This is a genomic window from Roseibium sp. SCP14 (assembly GCF_040329475.1).
In the GTDB taxonomy this organism is placed as follows: Bacteria; Pseudomonadota; Alphaproteobacteria; order Rhizobiales; family Stappiaceae; genus Roseibium.
The window spans coordinates 424,786-446,684 of the sequence record NZ_JBDZYH010000003.1; the positions used below are offsets into that span (position 1 = coordinate 424,786).

24 protein-coding genes are annotated in these 21,899 nt (G+C 55.1%); 20 read left to right on the forward strand and 4 right to left on the reverse strand.

The features are described 5' to 3' along the window. Nucleotides 1-7 precede the first annotated feature (7 nt). Nucleotides 8-817: an alpha/beta hydrolase gene (locus tag ABLQ08_RS14565; protein ID WP_352943532.1), complete on the forward strand. Its 810-nt coding sequence runs from the start codon at nt 8-10 to the stop codon at nt 815-817. 201 nt (nt 818-1,018) lie between these two features. Here ABLQ08_RS14565 and ABLQ08_RS14570 read toward each other — a convergent pair whose 3' ends face one another. The 4 genes from ABLQ08_RS14570 to ABLQ08_RS14585 form a co-directional block, all read right to left on the reverse strand. Continuing rightward, a complete protein-coding gene (locus ABLQ08_RS14570; RefSeq protein ID WP_352943533.1) occupies nt 1,019-2,167 on the reverse strand; it encodes a fumarylacetoacetate hydrolase family protein in 1,149 nt (382 codons plus the stop codon). 346 nt (nt 2,168-2,513) lie between these two features. Beyond that, nucleotides 2,514-3,287, reverse strand: coding sequence for a FadR/GntR family transcriptional regulator (locus ABLQ08_RS14575; RefSeq protein ID WP_352943535.1), 774 nt, complete (start codon nt 3,285-3,287; stop codon nt 2,514-2,516). Between the two features lie 155 nt (nt 3,288-3,442). After that, a complete protein-coding gene (locus ABLQ08_RS14580; RefSeq protein ID WP_352943537.1) occupies nt 3,443-3,811 on the reverse strand; it encodes a PilZ domain-containing protein in 369 nt (122 codons plus the stop codon). A 9-nt stretch (nt 3,812-3,820) separates the two neighbouring features. Next, entirely contained in the window at nt 3,821-4,339 is a 519-nt protein-coding gene (locus tag ABLQ08_RS14585) for a hypothetical protein (protein WP_352943539.1), read from the reverse strand. Between the two features lie 185 nt (nt 4,340-4,524). On the opposite strand from ABLQ08_RS14585, the gene flgB reads away from it, so the two are divergent. The 19 genes from flgB (at nt 4,525) to flgK (ending at nt 21,899) form a co-directional block, all read left to right on the forward strand. After that, nucleotides 4,525-4,905: a flagellar basal body rod protein FlgB gene (flgB, locus tag ABLQ08_RS14590; RefSeq protein ID WP_352943541.1), complete on the forward strand. Its 381-nt coding sequence runs from the start codon at nt 4,525-4,527 to the stop codon at nt 4,903-4,905. Nucleotides 4,906-4,916: 11 nt separating this feature from the next. Then, complete coding sequence (gene flgC / locus ABLQ08_RS14595) at nt 4,917-5,333, forward strand: flagellar basal body rod protein FlgC (protein ID WP_352943543.1); 417 nt, start codon at nt 4,917-4,919, stop codon at nt 5,331-5,333. A 2-nt stretch (nt 5,334-5,335) separates the two neighbouring features. Further along, nucleotides 5,336-5,668, forward strand: a complete 333-nt coding sequence (locus ABLQ08_RS14600) for a flagellar hook-basal body complex protein FliE (RefSeq protein WP_352943545.1) — start codon at nt 5,336-5,338, stop codon at nt 5,666-5,668. 53 nt (nt 5,669-5,721) lie between these two features. Continuing rightward, on the forward strand, nt 5,722-6,510 hold the full coding sequence (flgG, locus tag ABLQ08_RS14605; protein WP_352943547.1) for a flagellar basal-body rod protein FlgG: 789 nt from the start codon (nt 5,722-5,724) through the stop codon (nt 6,508-6,510). A gap of 16 nt (nt 6,511-6,526) precedes the next feature. After that, complete coding sequence (flgA, locus tag ABLQ08_RS14610) at nt 6,527-6,985, forward strand: flagellar basal body P-ring formation chaperone FlgA (protein ID WP_352943549.1); 459 nt, start codon at nt 6,527-6,529, stop codon at nt 6,983-6,985. Between the two features lie 3 nt (nt 6,986-6,988). Next, nucleotides 6,989-8,092 carry a flagellar basal body P-ring protein FlgI gene (gene flgI / locus ABLQ08_RS14615; protein ID WP_352943551.1) on the forward strand — a complete coding sequence of 368 codons (1,104 nt, stop codon included), beginning with the start codon at nt 6,989-6,991 and terminating at the stop codon, nt 8,090-8,092. 133 nt (nt 8,093-8,225) lie between these two features. Continuing rightward, nucleotides 8,226-8,762 (forward strand): MotE family protein, encoded by a 537-nt coding sequence (locus ABLQ08_RS14620; protein WP_352943553.1) that lies wholly within the window; start codon nt 8,226-8,228, stop codon nt 8,760-8,762. Next, the gene (gene flgH / locus ABLQ08_RS14625) at nt 8,762-9,466 is read left to right on the forward strand and encodes a flagellar basal body L-ring protein FlgH (protein ID WP_352943554.1); all 705 of its coding nucleotides are present in this window, start codon (nt 8,762-8,764) and stop codon (nt 9,464-9,466) included. The genes ABLQ08_RS14620 and flgH overlap by 1 nt, the downstream gene beginning before the upstream one ends. Nucleotides 9,467-9,496: 30 nt before the next feature. After that, the gene (locus ABLQ08_RS14630) at nt 9,497-9,997 is read left to right on the forward strand and encodes a flagellar basal body-associated FliL family protein (RefSeq protein WP_352943556.1); all 501 of its coding nucleotides are present in this window, start codon (nt 9,497-9,499) and stop codon (nt 9,995-9,997) included. Beyond that, nucleotides 9,994-10,737, forward strand: a complete 744-nt coding sequence (gene fliP, locus ABLQ08_RS14635) for a flagellar type III secretion system pore protein FliP (protein ID WP_352943557.1) — start codon at nt 9,994-9,996, stop codon at nt 10,735-10,737. The genes ABLQ08_RS14630 and fliP overlap by 4 nt, the downstream gene beginning before the upstream one ends. A gap of 295 nt (nt 10,738-11,032) precedes the next feature. Next, on the forward strand, nt 11,033-11,956 hold the full coding sequence (locus tag ABLQ08_RS14640; RefSeq protein WP_352943558.1) for a flagellin: 924 nt from the start codon (nt 11,033-11,035) through the stop codon (nt 11,954-11,956). Between the two features lie 141 nt (nt 11,957-12,097). After that, the gene (fliF, locus tag ABLQ08_RS14645) at nt 12,098-13,744 is read left to right on the forward strand and encodes a flagellar basal-body MS-ring/collar protein FliF (RefSeq protein ID WP_352943560.1); all 1,647 of its coding nucleotides are present in this window, start codon (nt 12,098-12,100) and stop codon (nt 13,742-13,744) included. Continuing rightward, nucleotides 13,744-14,382 carry a hypothetical protein gene (locus tag ABLQ08_RS14650; protein WP_352943561.1) on the forward strand — a complete coding sequence of 213 codons (639 nt, stop codon included), beginning with the start codon at nt 13,744-13,746 and terminating at the stop codon, nt 14,380-14,382. The genes fliF and ABLQ08_RS14650 overlap by 1 nt, the downstream gene beginning before the upstream one ends. Beyond that, nucleotides 14,382-15,866 carry a MotB family protein gene (locus ABLQ08_RS14655; RefSeq protein WP_352943563.1) on the forward strand — a complete coding sequence of 495 codons (1,485 nt, stop codon included), beginning with the start codon at nt 14,382-14,384 and terminating at the stop codon, nt 15,864-15,866. Before ABLQ08_RS14650 ends, ABLQ08_RS14655 begins: the two co-directional genes overlap by 1 nt. Further along, nucleotides 15,866-17,095 carry a chemotaxis protein gene (locus ABLQ08_RS14660; protein WP_352944402.1) on the forward strand — a complete coding sequence of 410 codons (1,230 nt, stop codon included), beginning with the start codon at nt 15,866-15,868 and terminating at the stop codon, nt 17,093-17,095. Before ABLQ08_RS14655 ends, ABLQ08_RS14660 begins: the two co-directional genes overlap by 1 nt. After that, entirely contained in the window at nt 17,092-18,399 is a 1,308-nt protein-coding gene (locus ABLQ08_RS14665) for a flagellar hook-length control protein FliK (RefSeq protein WP_352943565.1), read from the forward strand. Before ABLQ08_RS14660 ends, ABLQ08_RS14665 begins: the two co-directional genes overlap by 4 nt. After that, nucleotides 18,353-18,940 carry a transglycosylase SLT domain-containing protein gene (locus ABLQ08_RS14670; protein WP_352943567.1) on the forward strand — a complete coding sequence of 196 codons (588 nt, stop codon included), beginning with the start codon at nt 18,353-18,355 and terminating at the stop codon, nt 18,938-18,940. The genes ABLQ08_RS14665 and ABLQ08_RS14670 overlap by 47 nt, the downstream gene beginning before the upstream one ends. A 160-nt stretch (nt 18,941-19,100) precedes the next feature. Next, on the forward strand, nt 19,101-20,375 hold the full coding sequence (locus tag ABLQ08_RS14675) for a flagellar hook protein FlgE (protein WP_352943569.1): 1,275 nt from the start codon (nt 19,101-19,103) through the stop codon (nt 20,373-20,375). Between the two features lie 33 nt (nt 20,376-20,408). Next, nucleotides 20,409-21,899: a flagellar hook-associated protein FlgK gene (flgK, locus tag ABLQ08_RS14680; protein ID WP_352943571.1), complete on the forward strand. Its 1,491-nt coding sequence runs from the start codon at nt 20,409-20,411 to the stop codon at nt 21,897-21,899.

Consider the following 21,899-nt stretch of genomic DNA (forward strand, 5'->3'; position numbering starts at 1 on the left):
AATATTGATGACAGAGAATACAATTACCGATTGGGATGATGCATACGCAAACGCTGCCTATATTCCAGGCGCTGGAGACTACGCTTCACGTTGGGAGGAGGATGCCAGAGCATTCAGAAACGCGTGGGGTGCGAAAGAACTCGATATTGCCTATGGAGTTGGTGAGCGCGAGAAGCTGGACATCTTTCGTCCTGAAGGGACAGCAAAAGGGTTGGTCGTTTTCGTTCACGGGGGGTATTGGCTTCGTTTCGACAAGTCCTATTGGTCTCACTTCGCACAGGGAGCTCTGACTGACGGTTGGGCGGTTTGTTTGCCAAGTTATGATTTGGCGCCTCATGTTCGAATTGCCGACATTACTCAACAGATCGGCTCAGCCATCAACCTGGCGGCGAGCCGTGTCGAGGGGCCTGTGAGATTGAGCGGCCACTCAGCCGGAGGCCATCTCGTTACGCGAATGGTAAGCGACGACAGCCCGCTGAATGCAGACACATTGCAGAGGGTCGTAAAGGTTGTTTCCATCAGTGGACTGCATGACCTTCGCCCGCTGTGCAAGACCCAGATGAACGACGCTTTCAAGATGAGTGAAGAAGACGCAGCATCCGAAAGCGCAGCGTTGATGGACCCTGTCGGCGAATGCCCGGTGGTTGCCTGGGTCGGTGGTCAGGAACGTCCTGAATTTCTGCGACAGTCCAGATTGTTATCGGAAGTCTGGCAAAACGCGTCCTACCATGAAGATGCGGGGCTGCACCACTTCGACGTCATTGACGGCCTGAAGGATCAAAAGAGCGCTCTTTGTTCCACCTTGTTGCAAAACTGAGCCAGGGAAAAATTGCCCGCGCAGAACTTTGTCGCATGTGAAACTCTGAGTGTAATAGTGACCACAAAGAGGTGGGTGATATGCGTCAGGGAGCGCATAGGCAGCGCTCCCTTCCTGGTTTTTCCCTTCAACCGGCTTTTGGTGCAGCAAATGGCTTTGCAAATGGAGAAGTCGCAGCGAAACGTGGCCGCTCAACAAAAGTCAGATCAGGTCGCGCTGGGCGAGATTGCGCATTAAATGACTGACGCCGAAGGTCCACTCCCGGCATTCTGTCGATAGCTTCACCGTGTTTCGCAGATACCCGAAACCGGGTGCAGATATCGTGACGATGTCTCCAATTTTATGGGTGAAACCTTCACCTTGAACCTCCCGGTCCTGTGTCGGTGCAAAAAGGGTCCCCAGAAACAGAACGAGACCATCGGGATACTGGTGGTGCCGCCCGATTGTCTGCCGGACAAGATCTTCCGGATCCCGGCTAATCTCCTTCATCGAGGAATGGCCTTTCAGCACAAATCCATCAAGGCCCTGAACTTCGAGGTCCAATTCCGCCGAGCGGGCGTCATCGAGCGAGAATGTCGCGTCGAACAGGCGTATCATCGGACCGATGGAGCAGGAAGCGTTGTTGTCCTTTGCCTTTGAAAGCAGTAGCGCCGACCTGCCTTCGACGTCACGCAGATTGACGTCGTTGCCAAGGGTTGCACCCACGATTGTTCCCTTCGACGAAACAGCCAGAACAACTTCGGGTTCGGGATTGTTCCAGTTCGAAATCGGATGCAGGCCAACTTCTGCTCCGGGACCGACCGAGGACAGAACCTGCGCCTTGGAGAAGACCTCGGCATCGGGGCCTATTCCGACTTCAAGATACTGGCTCCACAAGCCTTCAGCGATGAGCGCGTCCTTCACCTTCGCCGCTTCATCCGAACCTGCCTTGACATTGCGGAGGCTCTTTCCGATGGCTGCGCCGACCCGGGATCTGATGTCGTCTGCCTTTTGCGGGTCGCCGGCTGCTTGTTCCTCAATCACCCTTTCAACCATGGAGCTTGCAAATGTCACGCCGCAGGCTTTTACCGATTGGAGGTCGCAAGGAGCCAGGAAATGGACCTTTGACGGGTTTCCGGGGGATACTTCAGCGATCTCAGCGAGAGAGCCGAGAATTTCTCCATCAACCGAGCCGACATAAGCGGCCGGGTCGTCCATTTCACAAATGTCCCGCACCGTCGGCGCTGCCTTGGAAGTAATGTCGATGACATTTCCTTCCCGTATTGTGACAACAGACGGTCCTGACATTTCCGGCCTCCAAACACGGCCAAGAAAAGTACCTTCGAGATCGCTGGAATTGATGAAGCTCATGATTTCGTCCCGGTGATATTAGCTTCCCCTGACTTAACGTATTCTAATTTGTCCTACAACTGGACAAATGCTTCTATGTAGTCGGCGCGGCTGATTTGACGGTTGCCATTGATCGCAAGGCAGCATTCAGCAGATCAATGATGAAATCCGGGTCCTGAACCAGTGTCTTGTTTGATTGTGTTGAAAAGCACCAGCTAGGTGTTCCGGCGATTGAAATGCGCGAGACAGGAGTGACACGTATCTGCCGGCCAACGCACCCCTTTTTTGGGTTTAGAGGTCCTGGACAGGTTCTGTCGTCCGGCTTGACCTGATTGGGTGAAGAGATAAGTCGCGTAACGCTAACACTTCAGAAATCTGTTGCTCGTCCTGTCGAAGTTGAAGTGGCAATCTTTTCTGCGACAAGCTTGTTTTGCATCAGCATATCTCGCATGCACCGGCGGGCAAGTTCGGCATCGCCGGATAAGATCGCTTCGGCGACTTCCAGGTGGCATTGGCGTGAAACCTGTTCATCCGGAACTCTTTTCCGATCCGCTGAATAGGAAAAGATCAGCACCGCATAAATAAGGTTTTGCAACTGGGAGAGCATGAGATTGCCACTGGCCTGAAGGATCGTAGAGTGAAAGGCGTAGTCAGCACCGATCATTTCGGGCTCGCTGTTGTCCGGATGAATGCTTTTTGCAGCGGCTAAAATCGTTTCTCGCTGCTCTTCAGTGGCGTTCTGGGCTGCAAGGGCAGCTGCTTCAGGCTCAAAGATGAAACGCAGGTGCGTCGCCTCGGAGTAGATCCTTGCAGTCAGGGGACTGTCAGGATCGTGCCAGCGGATGACATCCGGGTCGAGGAGGTTCCAGTCGTCGAAATGGCAAACTCGTGAACCATATCGCCGGGCGGTTCGGACAAGTCCCTTTCCGCATAGGACCTTGATAGCTTCACGGACGACCGTGCGCGATACACCAAGCGCGTCAACCAGCTCATCTTCCTTGGGCAGGATTGCGCCCATCTTGTAATAACCGCGGGCAATGCGCTGTCCCAGATGCTCCACTGTGTCCTTCACGGCACCCGTTGGCAGAGACGTCAGGACCTTGTCCGGTAGCTCGAAGGAAAATGGGTGTGCTTTGCTCATTCCGCGTGCTCAGGTGATTGGGAACAATCGCCCTATATCTGAACGCATGCCCCCAGGGGAATCTCCTTTCCCGTTTTACAGTGTATTCATTGTGAAAACTAGAATTGAGAAGACCCGCCGATCGCCCGAGATTGTGGCTGCCTGGGTTGCTGGCATTAGCCTTCCAGCGCGTAGAGCCTTTGTGCGAGTTTGCGTACACCGGTGTTGCTGAAGTGTTTGATGCTGGCTGGCGGTACCATGTAGACAACGCCTGCTGCCAACCCGTTTCGCCAACGTAGCTGGACTTCCGCTACTGTTCTTGGAACGGCGTCGAAGACATAGAATTCCTCCGGGAGATCGGTGTCTTCGTTCAACACCAGCCTGACGCCGCCCTCGGACATGTCCCGTATTGTACAATCACAGATGAATTCGTTGTCGAGGCTGGCGAGTTTGGCCGGACGCAATCTCGTTCGCTGACGGGGATGAAGGCGTCTTTGAATGGCTTTCGTCAGGGACTCTTTTTTTGCGTTCAGGAAATTGAGCATGGTGGTTCCTCAGCGACTTTGTATCGGCGGCAACTGCCTTTGGGGCGGCAGTGGAGGGACAAGTTCTTGGGGGCTGGAAGGGCGCGGACGATACGACGGATCACCGAGAGTCATCGGCTTGTGGGTTACGCCGGACTGGCCGTTTCGGCACATCCTGTATGCAAGGTCATACATACCCTGCCATCCTCCTGGATAGTTTCCGATCGAATCCAGCACTGAAAGAGCTCCGCCCGCCAGTGCTCCCCGACGGGCTCCGCCTGGACCTCTCCAGCCGCCGCCTATGACAGCGCCGCGCATTGCGCCATCGACAATCGTCAGATCGGAAGGGTCGCCGGTGGTATGGGCGTCCGCGTAGGCGCGGGCATAACTCTCACAGTCTATGGGGAGCCCACCTGAAGAGGCGGATGAAATTGTCGAGATCGCCGACAGTGACACGAAAACCAGCCTTGCAGCTGATCGATGGGTCTTTCCGGAACAGAGTTTTGACTTTGCCGGGATTTGAAAACGGCCATGCGTCAGCCAATCCATCCGGTTCCTCTTCTTCACAAGCAGTTTCGGTCCAGAACGGGGTGATCCCGTGTCAACAATGCATGCACAGTGAAGGTTGCGTGAAGCTTGTGGTGTTGGCGTTCAGGGGGGGGCACGCGCGGAACAGCCTCGGGCAAGGTTGCCTGCTTACCAAGTGGATGACCTGAACTGATAGGAGGTTCTCGATGGAGCCGGTGTTCCTGACCAAACTTGTTTCTCATAACAATGACTGGCTGTCCGTGCGCCAGGCAACGATTGCCGAAAACATTGCCAACGCGAACACTCCCGGGTTTCGCGCAAAGGACCTCGAGCCGTTCACGTCCGTCGTCAGCAAAACGCAACTTGCGATGACCGCAACGCATGACAGTCATCTCGGACAACTGATGGAAGTCTCACGAACTTCCGATGTCGAAAAGGCGGACAGCTGGACAGTGAACCATTCAGGCAACTCGGTCAGCCTTGAACAGGAAATGGTCAAAGCAGGTGAGGTCGCGCGCGATCATGCCTTGAACGCCAGTATCGCGAAGTCCTTTCATCGCATGTACCTCGCCGCCGTGAAGCCATAAGGAAAATTCTCATGTCAGATCCGCTTGCAGCAACGCTTCAGATATCCGGTTCGGGTTTGAGGGCACAATCCGAACGGCTTCGGGTCGTTTCGGAGAACCTGGCCAATGCACGGTCGACCGGCGAAACCTCGGGCGATGACCCTTACCGCCGGAAAACGATTACCTTCGAAAGTGAATTCAACAGGGCTACGCAGGCCAACCTCGTGTCCGTGAAAGGGGTTGGCGCCGACAAGGCACCCTTCACTGTTGAATATGATCCAGGACACCCGGCCGCGGACGAGAATGGCTACGTAAAGATGCCGAACGTCAACACGCTGCTGGAACTCGCGGATATGCGCGAGACCAATCGCTCCTATGAAGCCAACCTGAAAGTCATGACGCAGGCCCGTGAGATGGTTATGCGCCACATCGACCTGCTGAGGAACTGATCATGATCAATGAAATTGCCGCTCTTACATCATCGACAGACGGTGTTCTGAAAACATCGTCCACGACAAGATATTCCGTTGGCACCCCGAACCTTGGCGGAACGGAAAATGTAGCTGAAAGCAGCTTCAGCGATGCGATAGCGCAGGTATCGCAAGGCGCAATCGACAAGATCAAGCAAGGCGAGGCCACCGCCATATCAGGTGTTGATGGTCAGGCGTCGGTTCAGCAGGTGGTTGAAGCGGTGATGGCCGCTGAATCGACCCTGCAGACAGCTATCGCCATTCGCGACAAGGTGGTGTCCGCCTACCAGGAAGTCAGCCGCATGTCGATCTGATCCGTGATTCCGGATCTGCCGGATAATCCGGCTCAGTTTTAGGAGAGTACCTGATGAAAGCCCTAGCTATCGCCGCGACCGGCATGAGCGCTCAGCAGCTGAACGTTGAAGTCGTTGCCAACAATATTGCGAATATGAACACAACGTCGTTCAAGCGTTCTCAGGCAGAGTTTTCCGACCTTCTTTATCAGGCGGAAAGACTTCAGGGAGTTCCGAACAGAGGTGGTGAAGATCCGGTTCCTGAAGGTGCGCAACTCGGCCTTGGTGTAAAGACAGCCGGAATTCGCAAGCTTCATGCTCAAGGGTCGTTGACGAACACCGGGAACCAGTTTGATGTTGCTCTGGACGGGCGTGGGTGGTTCGAGATTACCGGACCGGATGACGAAACCCTCTACACCCGTGCGGGTTCCTTCAACAAGAATGCGGATGGCAGACTTGTCACCATCGACGGTTACCCGGTTGAACCGGCCATTATCGTGCCAGAGGAAACCATCGAGGTTGCGATCAACGAGTCCGGGCAGGTGTTTGCCAAGGTAGATGGTGAGCTCGCGCCGCGTGAACTTGGCCAGTTAACACTTGCCAATTTCGCCAATGATGTGGGTCTTGAGCCGGTAGGCGGAAATCTCTTCAGGGAAACAGAAGCCTCGGGAACACCAGTTGCAGGTGTGCCGGGAGATCCGGGTTTTGGTGTTATCCGTCAAGGATACCTGGAAAGCTCCAATGTTGATCCCGTGAAGGAAATCACGGCGTTGATCAATGCGCAGCGTGGTTACGAGATGAACTCGAAGGTCATGAAGGCTGCGGACGAGATGGCCGGAACAGTGACCAATGGTATCCGCTGATAAGGGGGCAGGTGTAATGGTCACGATAGTCAGGCTGCTGCTTTTCTCAGTTTTCATATCGGCTTTCGGCCAGATTGCTAGTGCGGCCGGAGTGGAGCTCCCCGTTCCGCGTCAGACAATTCATCCCGGAGACGAGATCTCTCATCAGGACTTGATTGAGCGAAAGTTTCCGAGCCGGACAGCCCAGCAGTTTGCAGTGTCGACGCATCGCGGCCAGCTCGTTGGTATGATCGCGCGCCGAACGTTGCTTCCGGGGCAGCCGGTGCCGCTCAACGCGATTGAAAAGCAGGTGCTTGTCCACCGTGGAGAACCCGCCCGGCTCGTATTCAGGGAACATGGGCTCATGATCATCATGCAGGTGGAAGCCCTGCAAAATGGTGGCGCGGGAAGTTTTGTGCGGGTGCGCAATATTGATAGTGGATTGGTTGTGTCTGGCCGGGTTCAGGAAGACGGAACTATCCGGGTGGAGAATTGATCGATGCTCAGGTTTGTGTGTGGTCTTCTGGCCATGGTCATGGCGGTTGCTCCGGTTTCGGCCATGGTGCGGATCAAGGACATTGCCAGCCTGCAGGGCGTTAGGGATAATCAGCTTGTCGGGTATGGACTGGTGATCGGCCTGAAGGGATCCGGAGACAGCCTTCGAAACTCCCCATTCACCGAGCAGTCACTCCAGTCGATGCTTGACAGTCTCGGTGTGAACGTCCGGGATGCCCGGCTCAGAACGCGCAACGTTGCAGCCGTTGTCGTCACAGCGGAAATGCCGTCCTTCATTGGAAAGGGTTCGACAATCGACGTCAGCGTCTCGTCCCTTGGCGATGCGACTTCGCTCGCAGGTGGAACATTGGTGGCTACACCGCTGTTGGGGGCGGATGGACACATCTACGCGGTCGCGCAAGGCCCCGTTGCTGTTTCGGGTTTTGCCGAGTTGGGGCAGGCGGAAAGTCTGACCCAGGGTATTCCGACAGTTGGGCGAGTTCCGAATGGAGGTCTGATCGAACGGGATTTGCCGGCTAAATTTTCACAAATACCGGCTCTGGTGCTGGAACTCAGCAATCCCGATTTCAGAACGGCTGTCCGTATTACCGACGCTATCAATCGCTACACCAAGGAGCGATATGGTGTTCGCGTAGCAAAGGAACGCGACTACCGTTCCATCCACCTGGCCCCGCCCAAGCATGTGAGTATCACCAGGTTCATTTCGGAAATCGAAGCCATTCGTGTACGCCCTGACCAGACCGCGAAGGTGGTGATCGACGAGCGGACCGGGACAGTTGTTATTGGCAAAGATGTTCAGATTTCCACTGTAGCGATTACCCACGGCAATCTCACAGTCCGTATTTCCGAGGCCCCTGAAGTTTCTCAGCCGTCGCCGTTTTCCCAGAATGGTCAGACAGTTGTTGTGCCAAGGACTTACGTGGATGCGCAGGAGAGTGGTGGACAGTTGGCTGTGGTCGGTGGAACTGATTTGCCGACACTTGTGCGGGGTCTCAACCGGATCGGACTTCGACCGACAGGAATTATTGCGATCCTGCAGGCAATCAAGACTGCTGGAGCCCTCCAGGCAGAGCTTGTCGTTCAATAGCCATCGAGACATCTTAACGTGATCCTTGAAACGCCGCTGTCAACGCGGCGTTTTTTGTTTTGAGAGCCAGCCTCGCACAAGCTCGATCGCCGAATGTGCTTGCCAATGGGTTCAGTATGAAGGACGGCGCTCTATGCCTTTCAATTTGGACACCTGCCGAAGGACAGGCCTTCTGGCAGCTCTGGCATTTTCGATTGCTTTGGTGGGGCCGATAGCGGCGAACGCGCAGTCGCCACGCGGAAAGCCAAAGGCAGAGACGATCGTCCCTCCGGGAGATAGTGAGCTTTATTGTCAAAACATTGCAGAAGCTGCTTCGGAGGCTCGCATCAGGTGGCAGACCTGGAAACTGATCAGTCTGGAAGCCCGCCTGCGTGACAGGATCGCGGAGCTGCAGCGTAAAGAGCGCGAGTTCGAAACCTGGGTCAAACGACGGGAAGATCTGCTCAACGAAGTGGAAGATCAGGTCGTCACGATCATTGGACGCATGCGCCCGGAAGCTGCTGCGGCACAACTGTCGACGACGGATGAAGAGGCGGCTGTTGGTGTTCTCTTGAAACTGAAGGCCCGCGTCGCCAGCAGCATTCTCGATGAAATGGAGCCCTCCAGGGCCGCACAACTGACCCAATCGATGATGGGTCTGACCTACCCGGAAGCACAACGGAGTTTCTGATGCGAGCGATTTTCATTTCCCTTGGAGCGATGCTGCTTTCCGGGTGTGCCGGTCAATTGGAAGATATCGGCAAGGCGCCGGAGATGTCGCCTGTCGGATACGGGCTGGCAACGCAATCGACGGCGGTCTATCCACTCAGCACCTTCGGGCCAGGCGGTATCAAGGATTACAACTCTCTCTGGATGAATGGGCGTGACAACTTCTTCTCGGATCCGCGAGCAAAGAAGGTCGGCGATGTTCTCACGGTGACCATCCATATCAACGACAAGGCAAATCTGGACAACAGTTCCGATCGGCGTCGGACATCCGATATCGGGATCGGTGGTTCTGTAGGTGCGACGTGGGATGGCAATACAAGCAACGGTGAGGCCAATCTGGATATTGATTCAGGTTCCGGTTCTGCAGGCTCAGGATCCATCGATCGCTCTGAAGAGATTCAGCTGTCTGTCGCAGCGGTTGTAACGGACCGTTTGCCGAACGGAAATCTTGTCATTTCCGGATCGCAGGAAGTGCGGGTGAACTATGAAATGCGCATTCTGCAGATCGCGGGAATTGTCAGACCGCGGGATATCCAGAGCAACAACACCATTCCCTACGACAAGATTGCGGAAGCTCGGGTTTCCTATGGTGGGCGTGGTCGCATAACCGAGGTGCAGCAACCCGCCTGGGGGCAGCAGATCTACGACATCATCACGCCTTTCTAATCCGCAGACCGGAACCAACGGGAAACGTATATGTCCAACTTACTTGAAGCTCCGCTGGATGGAGCGTCTCAACCTGCACGCAATGGCGGTTTCGTCGCTGCTTTGATCTTGTTGACGTTGATTGGGGGCGGCGCGGGCGCTGGGCTGGCTGCTTACGTTTCCAGTTATACGGAGCAGGAGGTCCATGGGCGGCTCCGCCAGCAGCAATCCTTCGCAGACACTCTTCCCTTTGCCGCTTCGACACGGCTTCAGAAACTGGATCCGCTGGTGACCAACCTGGCGTCCCCCCAGGAAGCCTGGATCCGAGTGAAGGCTTCTATCCTGTTGGTAGATGAAGAAGACCGGGATGTCGGTGTCTTGCGGAAGAAGGTTGAGGACGACTTCCTCAGTTACATGCGCACGCTCACATTGAGCCATCTGGAAGGCGGGGTTGGCCTGCAGCATTTGCGCGAAGATCTGACTGAGAGGGCGAAAACACGTACCAAAGGGCAGGTCAGCGAAGTCATTCTGGAGTCGGTGGTTGTTCAATGATCCGGCTGCTCCTTTCAGGTGTCCTTGTTCTGTTCCTGACGAACGGCGCTCTCGCACAGGTTCCCGATTTGTCGTCTCTGCTGCCGGAAGGCGAAGGGAGTGCAAGTGGCCGGATCATTCAGGTCATCGCACTTCTGACGGTGCTTTCACTGGCGCCCGGCATTTTGATCATGGTGACCAGCTTTACCCGGTTTGTCATCGCGTTCTCCTTTTTGCGGTCCGGCATCGGATTGCAGACGACACCGGGAAATCTGATCCTCATATCGCTCGCTCTTTTCATGACTTTCTATGTTATGGGCCCGACCTTCGACAAAGCATGGGAAGAAGGCGTGCAGCCGCTCATGAACAACGAGATTTCGGAGCAGGAAGCTTATGTTCGGATTTCAACTCCGTTCAGGGAATTCATGTTGAGCCAGGTGAGGGAGGAGGACCTCGTTCTTTTTGACGATCTTGCAGCCGGCCGAGTGACGGAAACGGAAGCGGCAAGTGCTGAAGACGTTGAGCTGCGAGTTCTCATTCCGGCATTCATGATCTCTGAACTTCGCCGAGGATTTGAAATCGGCTTTTTGATCGCGCTGCCCTTTCTCGTGATCGACATGATTGTGGCCACGATTACGATGTCCATGGGCATGATGATGCTGCCGCCCACGGTCATTTCTCTACCGTTCAAAGCCCTGTTCTTTGTTCTGATCGATGGTTGGAACCTATTAGTGGGCAGCCTGGTTCGTTCCTTCTTCTAAAAAGTCTATGAAAACGAATATGAAATGAGCGGGGCCCTGCGGCCCCGCTTTTTTATCGCTCACGATTTAAATTTCAGCGACTTTGTCGATTAATGGGATTGAAGTTCAAAAAGATCGAATTCAAGTGATCTGCGTAAGGTTCGCGCAAGATTGGACCGCTAGTGTCATTTTCACAGCAGGTTGAACCGTATTGCTCTCGGTTCAAAAGCATGAAGCTGCTCCTGTTGTGCCGGTGAGAACCCGGCATGTCCCATGCCAATTCCAGTACCTACTGAAACATTGAAAGGGACATATCATGTCTAGCTTGATGACGAACGCTTCCGCAATGACCGCTCTGCAGACCCTGCGGAGCACGAACGCAAACCTGGCCGAGACGCAGAACCGCATCTCCACGGGTTATCGTGTTTCCGGCGCGGAAGACAACGCAGCTTACTGGTCCATCGCAACAACCATGCGTTCCGATAACATGGCTCTTGGCGCCGTTGAAGACTCTCTGGGTCTGGGTGCTGCGACCGTCGACGTTATGTACACTGCCATGGACAGCACCGTTGATGTCATGAACGAAATCAAAGCCAAAGTCGTTGCTGCTCGTACTCCGGGTGTTGACCGCGGCAAGATCCAGTCTGACATCAACGAGCTGCAGAACCAGCTGAAAAATACGGCTGACTCGGCTGTCTTCAACGGTGAAAACTGGTTGTCTGTCGACTCCGGTGCAGCAGGCTATGCTGCCAACAAGGATATCGTGGCATCCTTCTCACGTGCTGGTGGTGCAATCACCATTCAGACCGTCACCGTCGACACCACCGGAACTGAACTTTACGATGCTGCCGACCAATCCGGCATCCTCGATCAGGACCGTGGCTTCGCAGCCCTGACCAACATCACCGGTGACGGTATTGCGGATCTTGATATCTCCGCTGTGACCGACGCTGACCTTGCTGGTCTGGATACTGTGATCGCCGGCATTGATGCCGCCCTCGGCGACATCACTGACGCTGCAACCACCCTTGGTTCAGTGAAGAGCCGCGTAGACCTTCAGACAGACTTCGTGTCTGCGCTGCGTGATGCCATCGACCGTGGTGTCGGACAGCTGGTTGATGCTGACATGAACAAGGAATCGACACGTCTTCAGGCTCTGCAGACACAGCAGCAGCTTGGTATCCAGGCTCTGTCGATCGCAAACCAGGGCTCTCAGAACATTCTGTCCCTGTTCCGTTAATCCAAGCGGTTATTCGGAAAAGAGGACCGCGCCTTTCGGGGCGCGGTCTTTTTTTGTTTCGCCAGGTAGATGACAGGCTCGCGCAAGGTCCATTTCCCATAGTGGCGGAAACCAGAACATACGTGCATGAAAGGGTGATGCATGCCGGGCCGTGAACACGCCGAAAAACTTTGGGCAAACCTGATGGAGCTGGGAGTGCGTAGACTGGTCGCGCTCGCTTTGATCGGTCTCGCTACAATCGCAACCGTTGGTGCCGGCGCCTACTATCTGAGCCGTCCCGAACAGGCAGCTCTCTATACCGGTCTTGATGGAGAAGATGTAACCCGCATAGGCGCGGCCTTGCGGGACGCAGGTATCCCGTTCGACATCAGTTCGGACGGAAGCGCGGTCATGGTGAGTCACGCCCAAACTGCCAAGGCGCGCATGTTGCTCGCCGAAAAAGGACTGCCGCGTGGAGCAAACTCCGGATACGAGTTGTTTGATGAGCTGGGATCTCTGGGGCTGACATCCTTCATGCAGGAAGTCACGCGTGTCCGGGCGCTTGAAGGCGAGCTTGCCCGGACCATCCAGTTGATGAAAGGCATCCGCGCAGCGCGTGTTCACATCGTGCTGCCGGAAAAAGGATCTTTCCGGCGCGATCAGCAGCCCCCGTCTGCCTCGGTCGTGATCAGATCCGATGTCCCTGACGATGTTCGGACCGCCGACGCCATTCGGCACCTGGTCGCTGCCGGCGTTCCTGGAATGGAGGCGAACAAGGTTACGGTTCTTGATACATCCGGCGGAATTCTTGCCGCGGGCAAAGACCCAACCAAGGCTTCAGCCGGTCAAATGGCAAGCCTTGAAACCGCGGTCAGTAACCGGATCCAGGAGAATATCCGGAAGACACTGACGCCGTATCTCGGACTGGACAATTTTCAGGTTAGCGTTGCCGCGGAGCTCAATACAGACCGGAAAATGATCGCGGAAACGATCTACGACCCGGATTCCCGGATTGAGCGGTCGGTTCGAACGATCCGGGAAAATGAAAACGCGCAGAATTCCAGTACGTCTGCTCCGACAACCGTGGAACAGAACTTGCCCGAAGAAGACGTGGCGGCAGAAAACGGTGAAAGGTCGACCGAAGAGAACGAACGCCGCGAGGAAACGGTCAACTACGAAATCTCCTCGAAACGGATCGAAACGTCACAAGACGGCTATCGGGTTGCAAAACTTTCGATCGCAGTTCTCGTCGACCAGACCCGGCTTGCTCAGTCTCTTGGTGGCGATCCGACCCAGGCGCAGCTCGATGAGCAGCTGACGGAAATTGAAGCGCTTGTGGCCTCTTCGGCCGGCATTGAGGAAGCACGTGGGGACCACGTCAAAGTGGCGGTCGTTGATTTTGTTGACGGCGGCCGTGCGATGGAGCCGATCCCGCCGATCAGCATTTCGGAGTATCTGCTGCGCCAGTCCGGCAACATCATCAATGCTCTGGCCATACTGACGGTTTCCATGCTGGTGATCTGGTTCGGTTTGCGCCCGGCTGTTGCTGCCCTGGTGCCTCAGGTCGCCAAGCCTCAAGCGGAAATTGCTGAACTCGGCATGCTGCCTGAAGGCGTCGAAGTCGACACCGAGGCGATGGAAGGCGAACAGACCTACCTGGTGCCGCCTGATCATTCCGATCTGCTTCAGGACCTGAACAGCAAGCGCAACCAATCCGCTCTGAAAAAACTGGAATCGTTGCTGGAATTCAACGAAGAGCAATCTGCAGCGATCCTGCGTCAATGGCTCTATGAATCGGAGCGTGTCTAATGTCGACCTCTGCTGCTTCTCACATACCGGTACTTTCCATACCGAAGTTCAAGGCCCTCGGAGCGTACGATCCGGCGTTGGTGGACGTGCTTGAGCCGGACGAAGGTCCTGTCTCTCAGCCGAGCGAAGAAGACAGGCTGCAAGCAGAATTCGAGCGTGGACGCTGTGAAGGGGAAGAGCGAACTCGCGCGCACTATGAAACGCTTCTGGAAAGTGCCCGCGAGGCGCATGAAAAATCTTTGGAAGAAGAGCAGATCAAATTCGATATGCGCGAAGCGGCGAATGTCAGTGCGGCCATCGAGCGTTTTCTGGATGTCATGGAGCAACGCATTTCCTATTCGCTCTCCAGACTGCTGCAGTCTTTCCTGAAGGAACAGGTCACCACACAGCTTGTGTCGGCCTTTGCTGAAAATCTTCGTCAGCTGACCCAGGACAGCAGCGACAAGCTGATCCGATTGCGAGGTCCGAAAAGTCTTGTCGAACAGGTCGCTGCACAACTTCCAGCCCTTCAGGACCGGATCGAGGTCCAGATTGCGGATGAGTTGGAACTCGTCGCCTTGCTTGACGAAACCATGATCGAAACCCGATTGGGCCAATGGGTAGGTCAATTGGAAAATCTGCTTCGGGAGGCCGACTGATGCTGGATGGTGTTGGAAACGAAATCGTCATTGTCCGGCGCAAGAACAGTTGGGAAGACGAAGACCTGCCCCATGGCGTCTGGAAGATCGCCTACGCGGATTTCATGACTGCGTTGATGGCGTTCTTCCTGGTGATGTGGCTGATCAATGTCACCGATGACAGCGTGCGTCGCGGCGTCGCCCAGTATTTCAATCCAGTCAAACTTGCTTCGACTGCACCCAACCGAAAGGGACTGAACGACCCGCAAATCAATGGAGACACCAACGAGAACGGTGCGAAACTGTTCATGGGCAAACTTGGCGGATCCGAGGAACCGGTCGATCAGGACGAAAATTTCGGTCAAGGCCTTGAGTCTGGTCACCGGATTGAAGAGACGGAAGAAAAGCCGGAGCAGGGTGGGGCGCCCGCCTCAGGTCAATTTACGCAAATTCATTCAGAATCGATCCTGTTTTCCGATCCTTATGCAGTGTTGGACACGCTTTCGGAAAAGATACGTGTAGAGGAAACTCTTGAAGCCAATCCGAAAGGCATTGGTTCGGGTTTGCAGAAGCGAGAAGGCTCCCAGGGAGGTCAGGCTTACCGTGATCCGTTCGATCCGATGTACTGGCAATTCCGGCCTGGCCGAGGTGTCGAGGGGGTGGAAACGCCGGTGCAGGCGCAAACTGCTGGGGATCTCGGAGGCGCCGGGCCTGGAATCGGTATGCTGGATGTTGCCGATGCAGCACATTCGGTTGAAGTCGACCAACAAACCGTCAGTGGCAGCAAGCTGGTGCAGGATCTTCAGGAGTTCTCAGGCACAGACAGACAGAGCGAAACGCTTGCTTCGGTCGCGACAATTGTCGAGGGCCAGGACCTGGTGCCAGCACGCAAAGTCAATGCAGGAAAACTGGACCCGGTGGTAGCACATGTGACTGGCCGCAACGGTGTTGCGAAAGACCGTGTTGTCGATTCGATGCTTGTGGACGGTACGGAGAGCGAACAGGTTCGTCCAACCGTGCCGGAGGGGCAGGGAACCGCGGAGGTTTTGGTTGCGAGACTTACGGGTGTCCTTGGTGACACCCGGGGGACTGTCTTGGAAGAAACCGCAGAAAAGATCACCGTGACGCGCGAGAGCGAAGGGACCCTCATAAGCCTGACCGATGATCAGAACTTCGGTATGTTTGCCATAGGGTCTGCTGAACCTAGGCCGGAATTGGTGAAACTGCTCAAGCGTATCGGCAAGGTCGTTGCAGAAACGCCCGGCCAGATTGTCATCAAAGGGCATACGGATGCCCGACCGTTCCGCAGTAAGACCTACGACAATTGGCGCCTGTCGTCAGCAAGGGCTCACATGGCGCTTTATATGCTCGTGCGAGGTGGCGTGGACAAGAACCGGTTCGATCGCGTCGAAGGATACGCAGACCGGCACTTGAACAATTCGAAAGATCCGTTTGCCGCAAGCAACAGGAGAATTGAGATCTATCTTCTGGAGGGCGCTGAGTGATGCGTGTCCTTTCGATGAAGATTAGCGGATTTCTTGGTGTGATCGCGACTATTGGCATCGCGGTGTGCGTTGCGAATGGCAGCCGGGCAGAAGGTCTGCGAGATGAGCCGAATGACGCCGCCCCTTTCAAGATGACCAGATCGCTGCAGGGACTTCAGGAGCAGATTGCTCAGGGAAACACCCATGCCCTGCAAGCCCAACGAACGTTGCTGGCAAAAATGGACGAGGCGTATCTCAAGGTTGCTGTTGAAGTCTGGCAGGATCCTCGAAACGCTAGAGCGGCCGTTATCCACTTGCTCAGTGGCGGGCACCCGGGGGTCATGAAGCATCTGCTGTCCATCGATCCGTTGCCGGCAATAGACAGAAGACTGATGGAAGCTTCGCTTGCCTATGTGGAAGGCCGTGAAGAGGACATGCAGGAGCTGCTCAGCGAAATTGATCCGTTAGACTTGCCTTCTTCCCTGGGCGGGCACGTTGCTCTGGTCAAGGCGGCCCCATTCATACGCTCAGAACCGGCCAAGGCGATGGAATTGCTTCAGGTCGCCAGCCTGCTGATGCCGGGAACACTGGTCGAAGAGGCCGCTCTTCGAAGAGAAGTTTTTGTTGCAGGAATGATGGGTGATGTCGCGAGGTTCCGGGTTCTAAGTATTCGCTATTTGCGTCGTTTCAGATCATCTGTTTACGCAGGCGATTTTCGCCGCCGGTTTGCGCTTGCCCTCGACACTCTTGGTTTCGTTCAAAGTGAAGACAAGTTTGCCTTGCTCGATGACGTACTCCGTGAGTTCGACGCTGATTCCAGGAGAGGGCTCTATTTGCGGCTAGCACGGTCAGCCCTATTGGCCGGACATTTGAATGTAGCGCGCAAATCGACAGACGAAGCTCTTTTTCTTGCGGTTGATGGAACCAAGGAAAAGGAGATCTTGAAGGTCTACCTGTCGGCCACCAGACTTGATCCGGAAGACATGTCCGCAAACCGGGACCTCCTTTGGTCAATCAACAAGGCGATGCTTGCAAAGGAAGATCTGGAACTTCTGGATGGTGTTTATACGGTCTTGAATTCCGTTCGGCATTTTCCCGAACCGCCCGAAAATGTCATCGGAGAATTCAACGTGGCCAGTGGAATCAGCGCGCCGGACGAAAGGTCCTGGCTCACCGCGGATATGGAAATCGCCGAAAAACTTCTTCGTCGAACAGGTCGTTCACTTGCACTACTTGGAGAAAAACAATGAGTGTGAACACTCCTGCAATGATCCAGGCTCCTCCTTCTCAAGCCAAGTCGGCGGACGGAAAAATGGCAGAGCGAGGGCAAAAGTCTTCAGGTGAAACGGTCGCCGGATTTCAATCCGTCATAGAGGGCATGAAGGACAGGGGGCAGCGCGGGTCAAACGCAAGGGACATGTCCGGTTTCCCCGGCGAGCGTTCAGGCGCATCCGATGGGGGGACAGTCGAGGGCACATCCCCAGTGGCATCGGATGGCAAGCAGGACAAGGCAGGAATACCTGGTGAACGTGTTTCGTTTTCAACCAGCAATCTTGCTGACGCCTTGCGTCAGGCCTCCCAGAACGTTCTTTCACAAAAAGACACTGAACAACGCTCTCTGGAACCAGAGACTCCCGCAACTGATCTCCCCGGACCGAAAGAGACTTCAGACGGGGCCGTCGCTTCGACTGGGCTTGGGGTTGGCGCACTCATCGCCGCTGGAAAGGGCGAACGGGCGTCAATTATCGATCTCAATGCGTTGAGCCGCCCCATTGGTGATGCAGCGGGAAAGCCCGGTGACAATGCGCGCCCAACAGGTAGGACGGATGCGACAGAGACCGCAAAGACCGGCACGTCTTCGCTGTTTGCCCAGTTTGGCGTAGAACCAGAGAAAGCCCCGGAATCTCTAACAGGGAAAGGCGTTCTGCCGGAAGAAGCTTCGGGCACAGTGAAGGTTCTGCGGCAGGAAACCCATTTTGCTCCCAACATGCGCTTGTCTCCTGCTCAACAGGTGGGAGATCAAATCGCCAACCTTCTGGAAGACATTCCGAGGGACAGCGGACGTCTTCATCCCGGTCTTAACGCCAAGGCTGAGGGACCTGTCTTGAAAACGCTGGACATTCAATTGACGCCTCATGAGCTGGGCACCGTGAAAGTGTCCCTCAGGATGGTCGGTGACGATGTCGAGGTGACCCTCCTGACAAGCAAAGCGCAAACGGCGGAGCTTCTCAAGCAGGATCGACAACTCCTCGATCAGATGTTGAGGGCGACCGGTTTCAAGGCCGAGACGATTGCCGTCCAGGCGGCAGACGACCGCCTCTCGGTTCAGGCCGGGAACACTTCGACCGGCAGCTCCACGTCAGGTCAACCTGGCGCAAACGGGGACACGAATGGAAACGGTCAGGCGCAAAACTTCAATGATGGCAATTCGGACCACCGGAATGAGCGGGCAGACCGTCACGGTGAAGACCCTGTCTATTCAGATGAGAACCTGAAAGGAACGAGCGATGAAGAACGTCCTGGGCCCGATCTCTCGGAAGGCATCTATCTTTAGTCTCATCGCGCTCTGCGCGGTTCCGGCTCACGCTGAAGTGCAAAATATCTGTGAGCGGGAAATGGTTGCAGCCGCGCAGAAGTATGGCGTTCCATTGGGTGTTCTTTATGCCGTTGGACTGACGGAAACCGGACGGAGAAACTCTCTTTATCCCTACGCACTGAATATTGAAGGGAAATCTGTTTTTCCGCCAAGCAGACAGGCCGCCAAACGCGACGTGACCAATGCGCGCAAGCACGGCAAGAAGCTTATCGATATCGGGTGCATGCAGATCAACCACCACTATCACGGTGACCAGTTCCGGTCTGTCGATCATATGCTCGAACCACGTGCAAACGTTCAGTACGCAGCCAGGTTCTTAAAAGAGCTCCGCACTCGACAAGGGTCGTGGACTATGGCGGTGGCCAGATATCATGCCGGCCCCAATAACAACCCGGCACAGAAACGGTATGTTTGCACCGTGATCCGGAACATGGTCTCTGCCGGATTTGGTAAATGGACAAAGAACTCCAAGAAGTTCTGTTCTTCCGGCAAAGCGTAATCATGGAACTAACTTAAAACTTGTTTCCTTTTACCTGATGGATAAAATTTTAGATAATTAAGTATCTGAATATAAACAATAAATTCTTTCGAAGGAACAGCTTCACGCAAGTTAGGTCGGTTTGACTGTGATCAGTTGATTTGGACACAGGAGACCTGTCATGGGCCTTTTCGGAGTGATGCGCAGCGGCGTTTCAGGCATGAACGCACAATCCAGCAAACTTGGAACAGTTGCTGAGAACATCATGAACTCGAGCACGACCGGCTACAAGAGAGCTGAGTCTGCATTTTCCTCACTCGTGGTTTCGCAGGGCTCCGGAACGTTCAATTCCGGCGGTGTTGAGGCTCATACACAATATCAGGTGACCAAGCAGGGCAATATCAGTTTCACCACTTCCAAGACCGACCTTGCGGTTGATGGCAATGGCTTCTTTGTCGTGGCGAACGAGGCTGGTGAAAACTACCTGACCCGGGCGGGCCATTTCGTACCAGATGGCGACGGTTATCTGGTCAACACCGCAGGTTACTACCTTCAAGGATATCCTGTGACCGATGGTACGGCACCAACGACCGTGGCAAATGGCCTTGGGGGCCTGGAGCGGATCAACACAACGCAGAACCAGCTTGAAGCTACACCAACGAGCAATGCGTTTCTCAGGGTCAATGTGAGCGAAGACGCGGCAATTGTGCCGGCGGCGGATCTACCGTCTGCAAACGTCGCAACGTCAAGCTTCTCACACAAGACCTCGATGATCGTTTACGACAATCTCGGCAACGAAGTGAAACTGGACGTCTATTATTCCAAGGTCACGGAGACAGCAGCAGATTCTGACTGGGAAGTTGCAGTTTACAACGCGGCGGATGCCGCACCAGGTGGTGGCTTTCCCTATTCCTCGCCGGCGTTAAACACACAAACGCTGACATTTGACGTAACCAACGGGAATCTCACCGGTGCCAGCCCGACGGATATCAACATTACCGTCCCGAACGGCAGCACATTCGACATCGATCTTGCGCAATCGACTTACCTGAACGCTGATTTTACGGTCACAAACGTCGATGCTGACGGCAACGCGCCGAGCTCCGTGAAGAATGTCGAGTTTGACACCGATGGAACACTTTACGCGATTTACACCAACGGTGATCGCAGAGCCATCTATCAGATCCCGCTAGCCAACGTTCCAAGTCCCGACAAGCTGGATCCGAAATCCGGCAACGTCTACAGCCCATCGGTTGATTCAGGCGATGTCCGTGTCGGTTTCGCCGGAGAAGGCGGCATGGGCAACATCAAGGTTGGCGGGCTTGAGGACTCCAACGTGGATCTCGGTAACGAGCTGACTTCCATGATCGAGTCCCAACGCACCTACACCGCAAATTCGCAAGTTTTCAAGGCCGGTTCCGACCTGCTTGAGCAGCTGGTGAATCTGGTTCGTTAACGCGGAAATCTCTCAAACCTGAAAGTAGTCGTCATGAGTTTGTCTGTAGCGTTGCAGGTCGCGCAGTCCGCGCTGGCCGCCCGGCAAACAGAATCTTCTGTCGTTGCCCGAAACATCTCGGGTGCGCAGGATCCTGGATATTCACGTAAGTCGGTTCTCTTGTCCCAGTCCTATACAGACTCAGGACAGGCAGGTGGGCTCCGTGTTGACGGTATTGCCCGCGTTACAGACAGCGCGCTTTATGCCTCGCTCCTGCAAACAACGTCCGCGGGAACTTCCCAGGAAGCTGTGCTTGCAGGGCTGACCCGGCTTTCGGAGACAACCGGAGACACCGAACTCATGATGTCTCCCGCCGCGAAACTGGGTGAGCTGAAGCTCTCGATTCAGAACCTGGCATCGGATCCGAACAATGCCATCCAGGCACAGGATGTTCTGCAGTCCGCCAAGGATATGGCGCAAACTCTGCAATCGAGCTCCGATCTTGTTCAGGAAGTTCGTGCGAATGCCGACACCGACATGGCGACGTCGGTGCGAGAGATCAACAATCTCCTCGGACAGCTGGAAGATCTGAATGCGTTGGTCGTGAAGGGCACGCAATCGGGTGCGGATGTCACCGATGCGCTGGACTCGCGTGATCAGGTTCTGCTGAAACTCTCTGAGGAAATCGGCATCACCACGCTCAATCGCAGCGATGGGGACATTGTGGTCTATACAGACAGCGGTGTAACCCTGTTTGAAACCAAGGCCCGAGCGGTGACTTTTGAGCCGACAGTGGTCTACGACGCAACAACCGTCGGCAACAATGTTCTTGTCGATGGTGTGCCTGTCGCGGGGCCGGGAGCGGTCATGCCGGTCAAATCCGGACGTCTGCATGGTCTGGCCCAGTTGCGTGACGAAGTGTCGGTGACTTATCAGAACCAGTTGGACGAGATCGCGCGCGGTCTGATTGAAGCCTTCGCCGAAAGTGATCAGCTGGGTGGCGGTGGCCCGGATCAGGCAGGTCTGTTTACCTGGTCCGGAGCGCCGGCGGTTCCGGCAGCAGGTACACTCGTTCCGGGTCTTGCCTCGGAGATTGTGGTCAATGCCAATGCTGATCCCGACCAGGGAGGCAACCTTGACCTCATACGTGACGGTGGTATCTCGGATCCCCTGAACCCAAACTATGATTACAACCCTTCGGGGGCAGCAGGCTTTTCCGATCGCTTGCAGGAGCTTGTCTCGGCCTTTGATGCAGACACCGTCTTCGACGCCGGTGTCGAGCTTGATCCGTCGGATTCACTGAGTGGCTTTGCTTCATCATCCGTCAGCTGGCTGGAGAGCGGTCGAAAGACCATGACCAGCAATGTTGAAGTCCAGTCGGTTCTGATCGGCAGGACGGCGGAAAATCTCAATAACAAAACCGGCGTCAATATCGACGAAGAAATGACGCTTCTTCTTGAAATCGAACGCTCCTATTCAGCCGCGACGCGTCTGATTACTGCTGTCGATTCAATGCTTGAAGACCTACTGGCCGCAGCGAGGTAA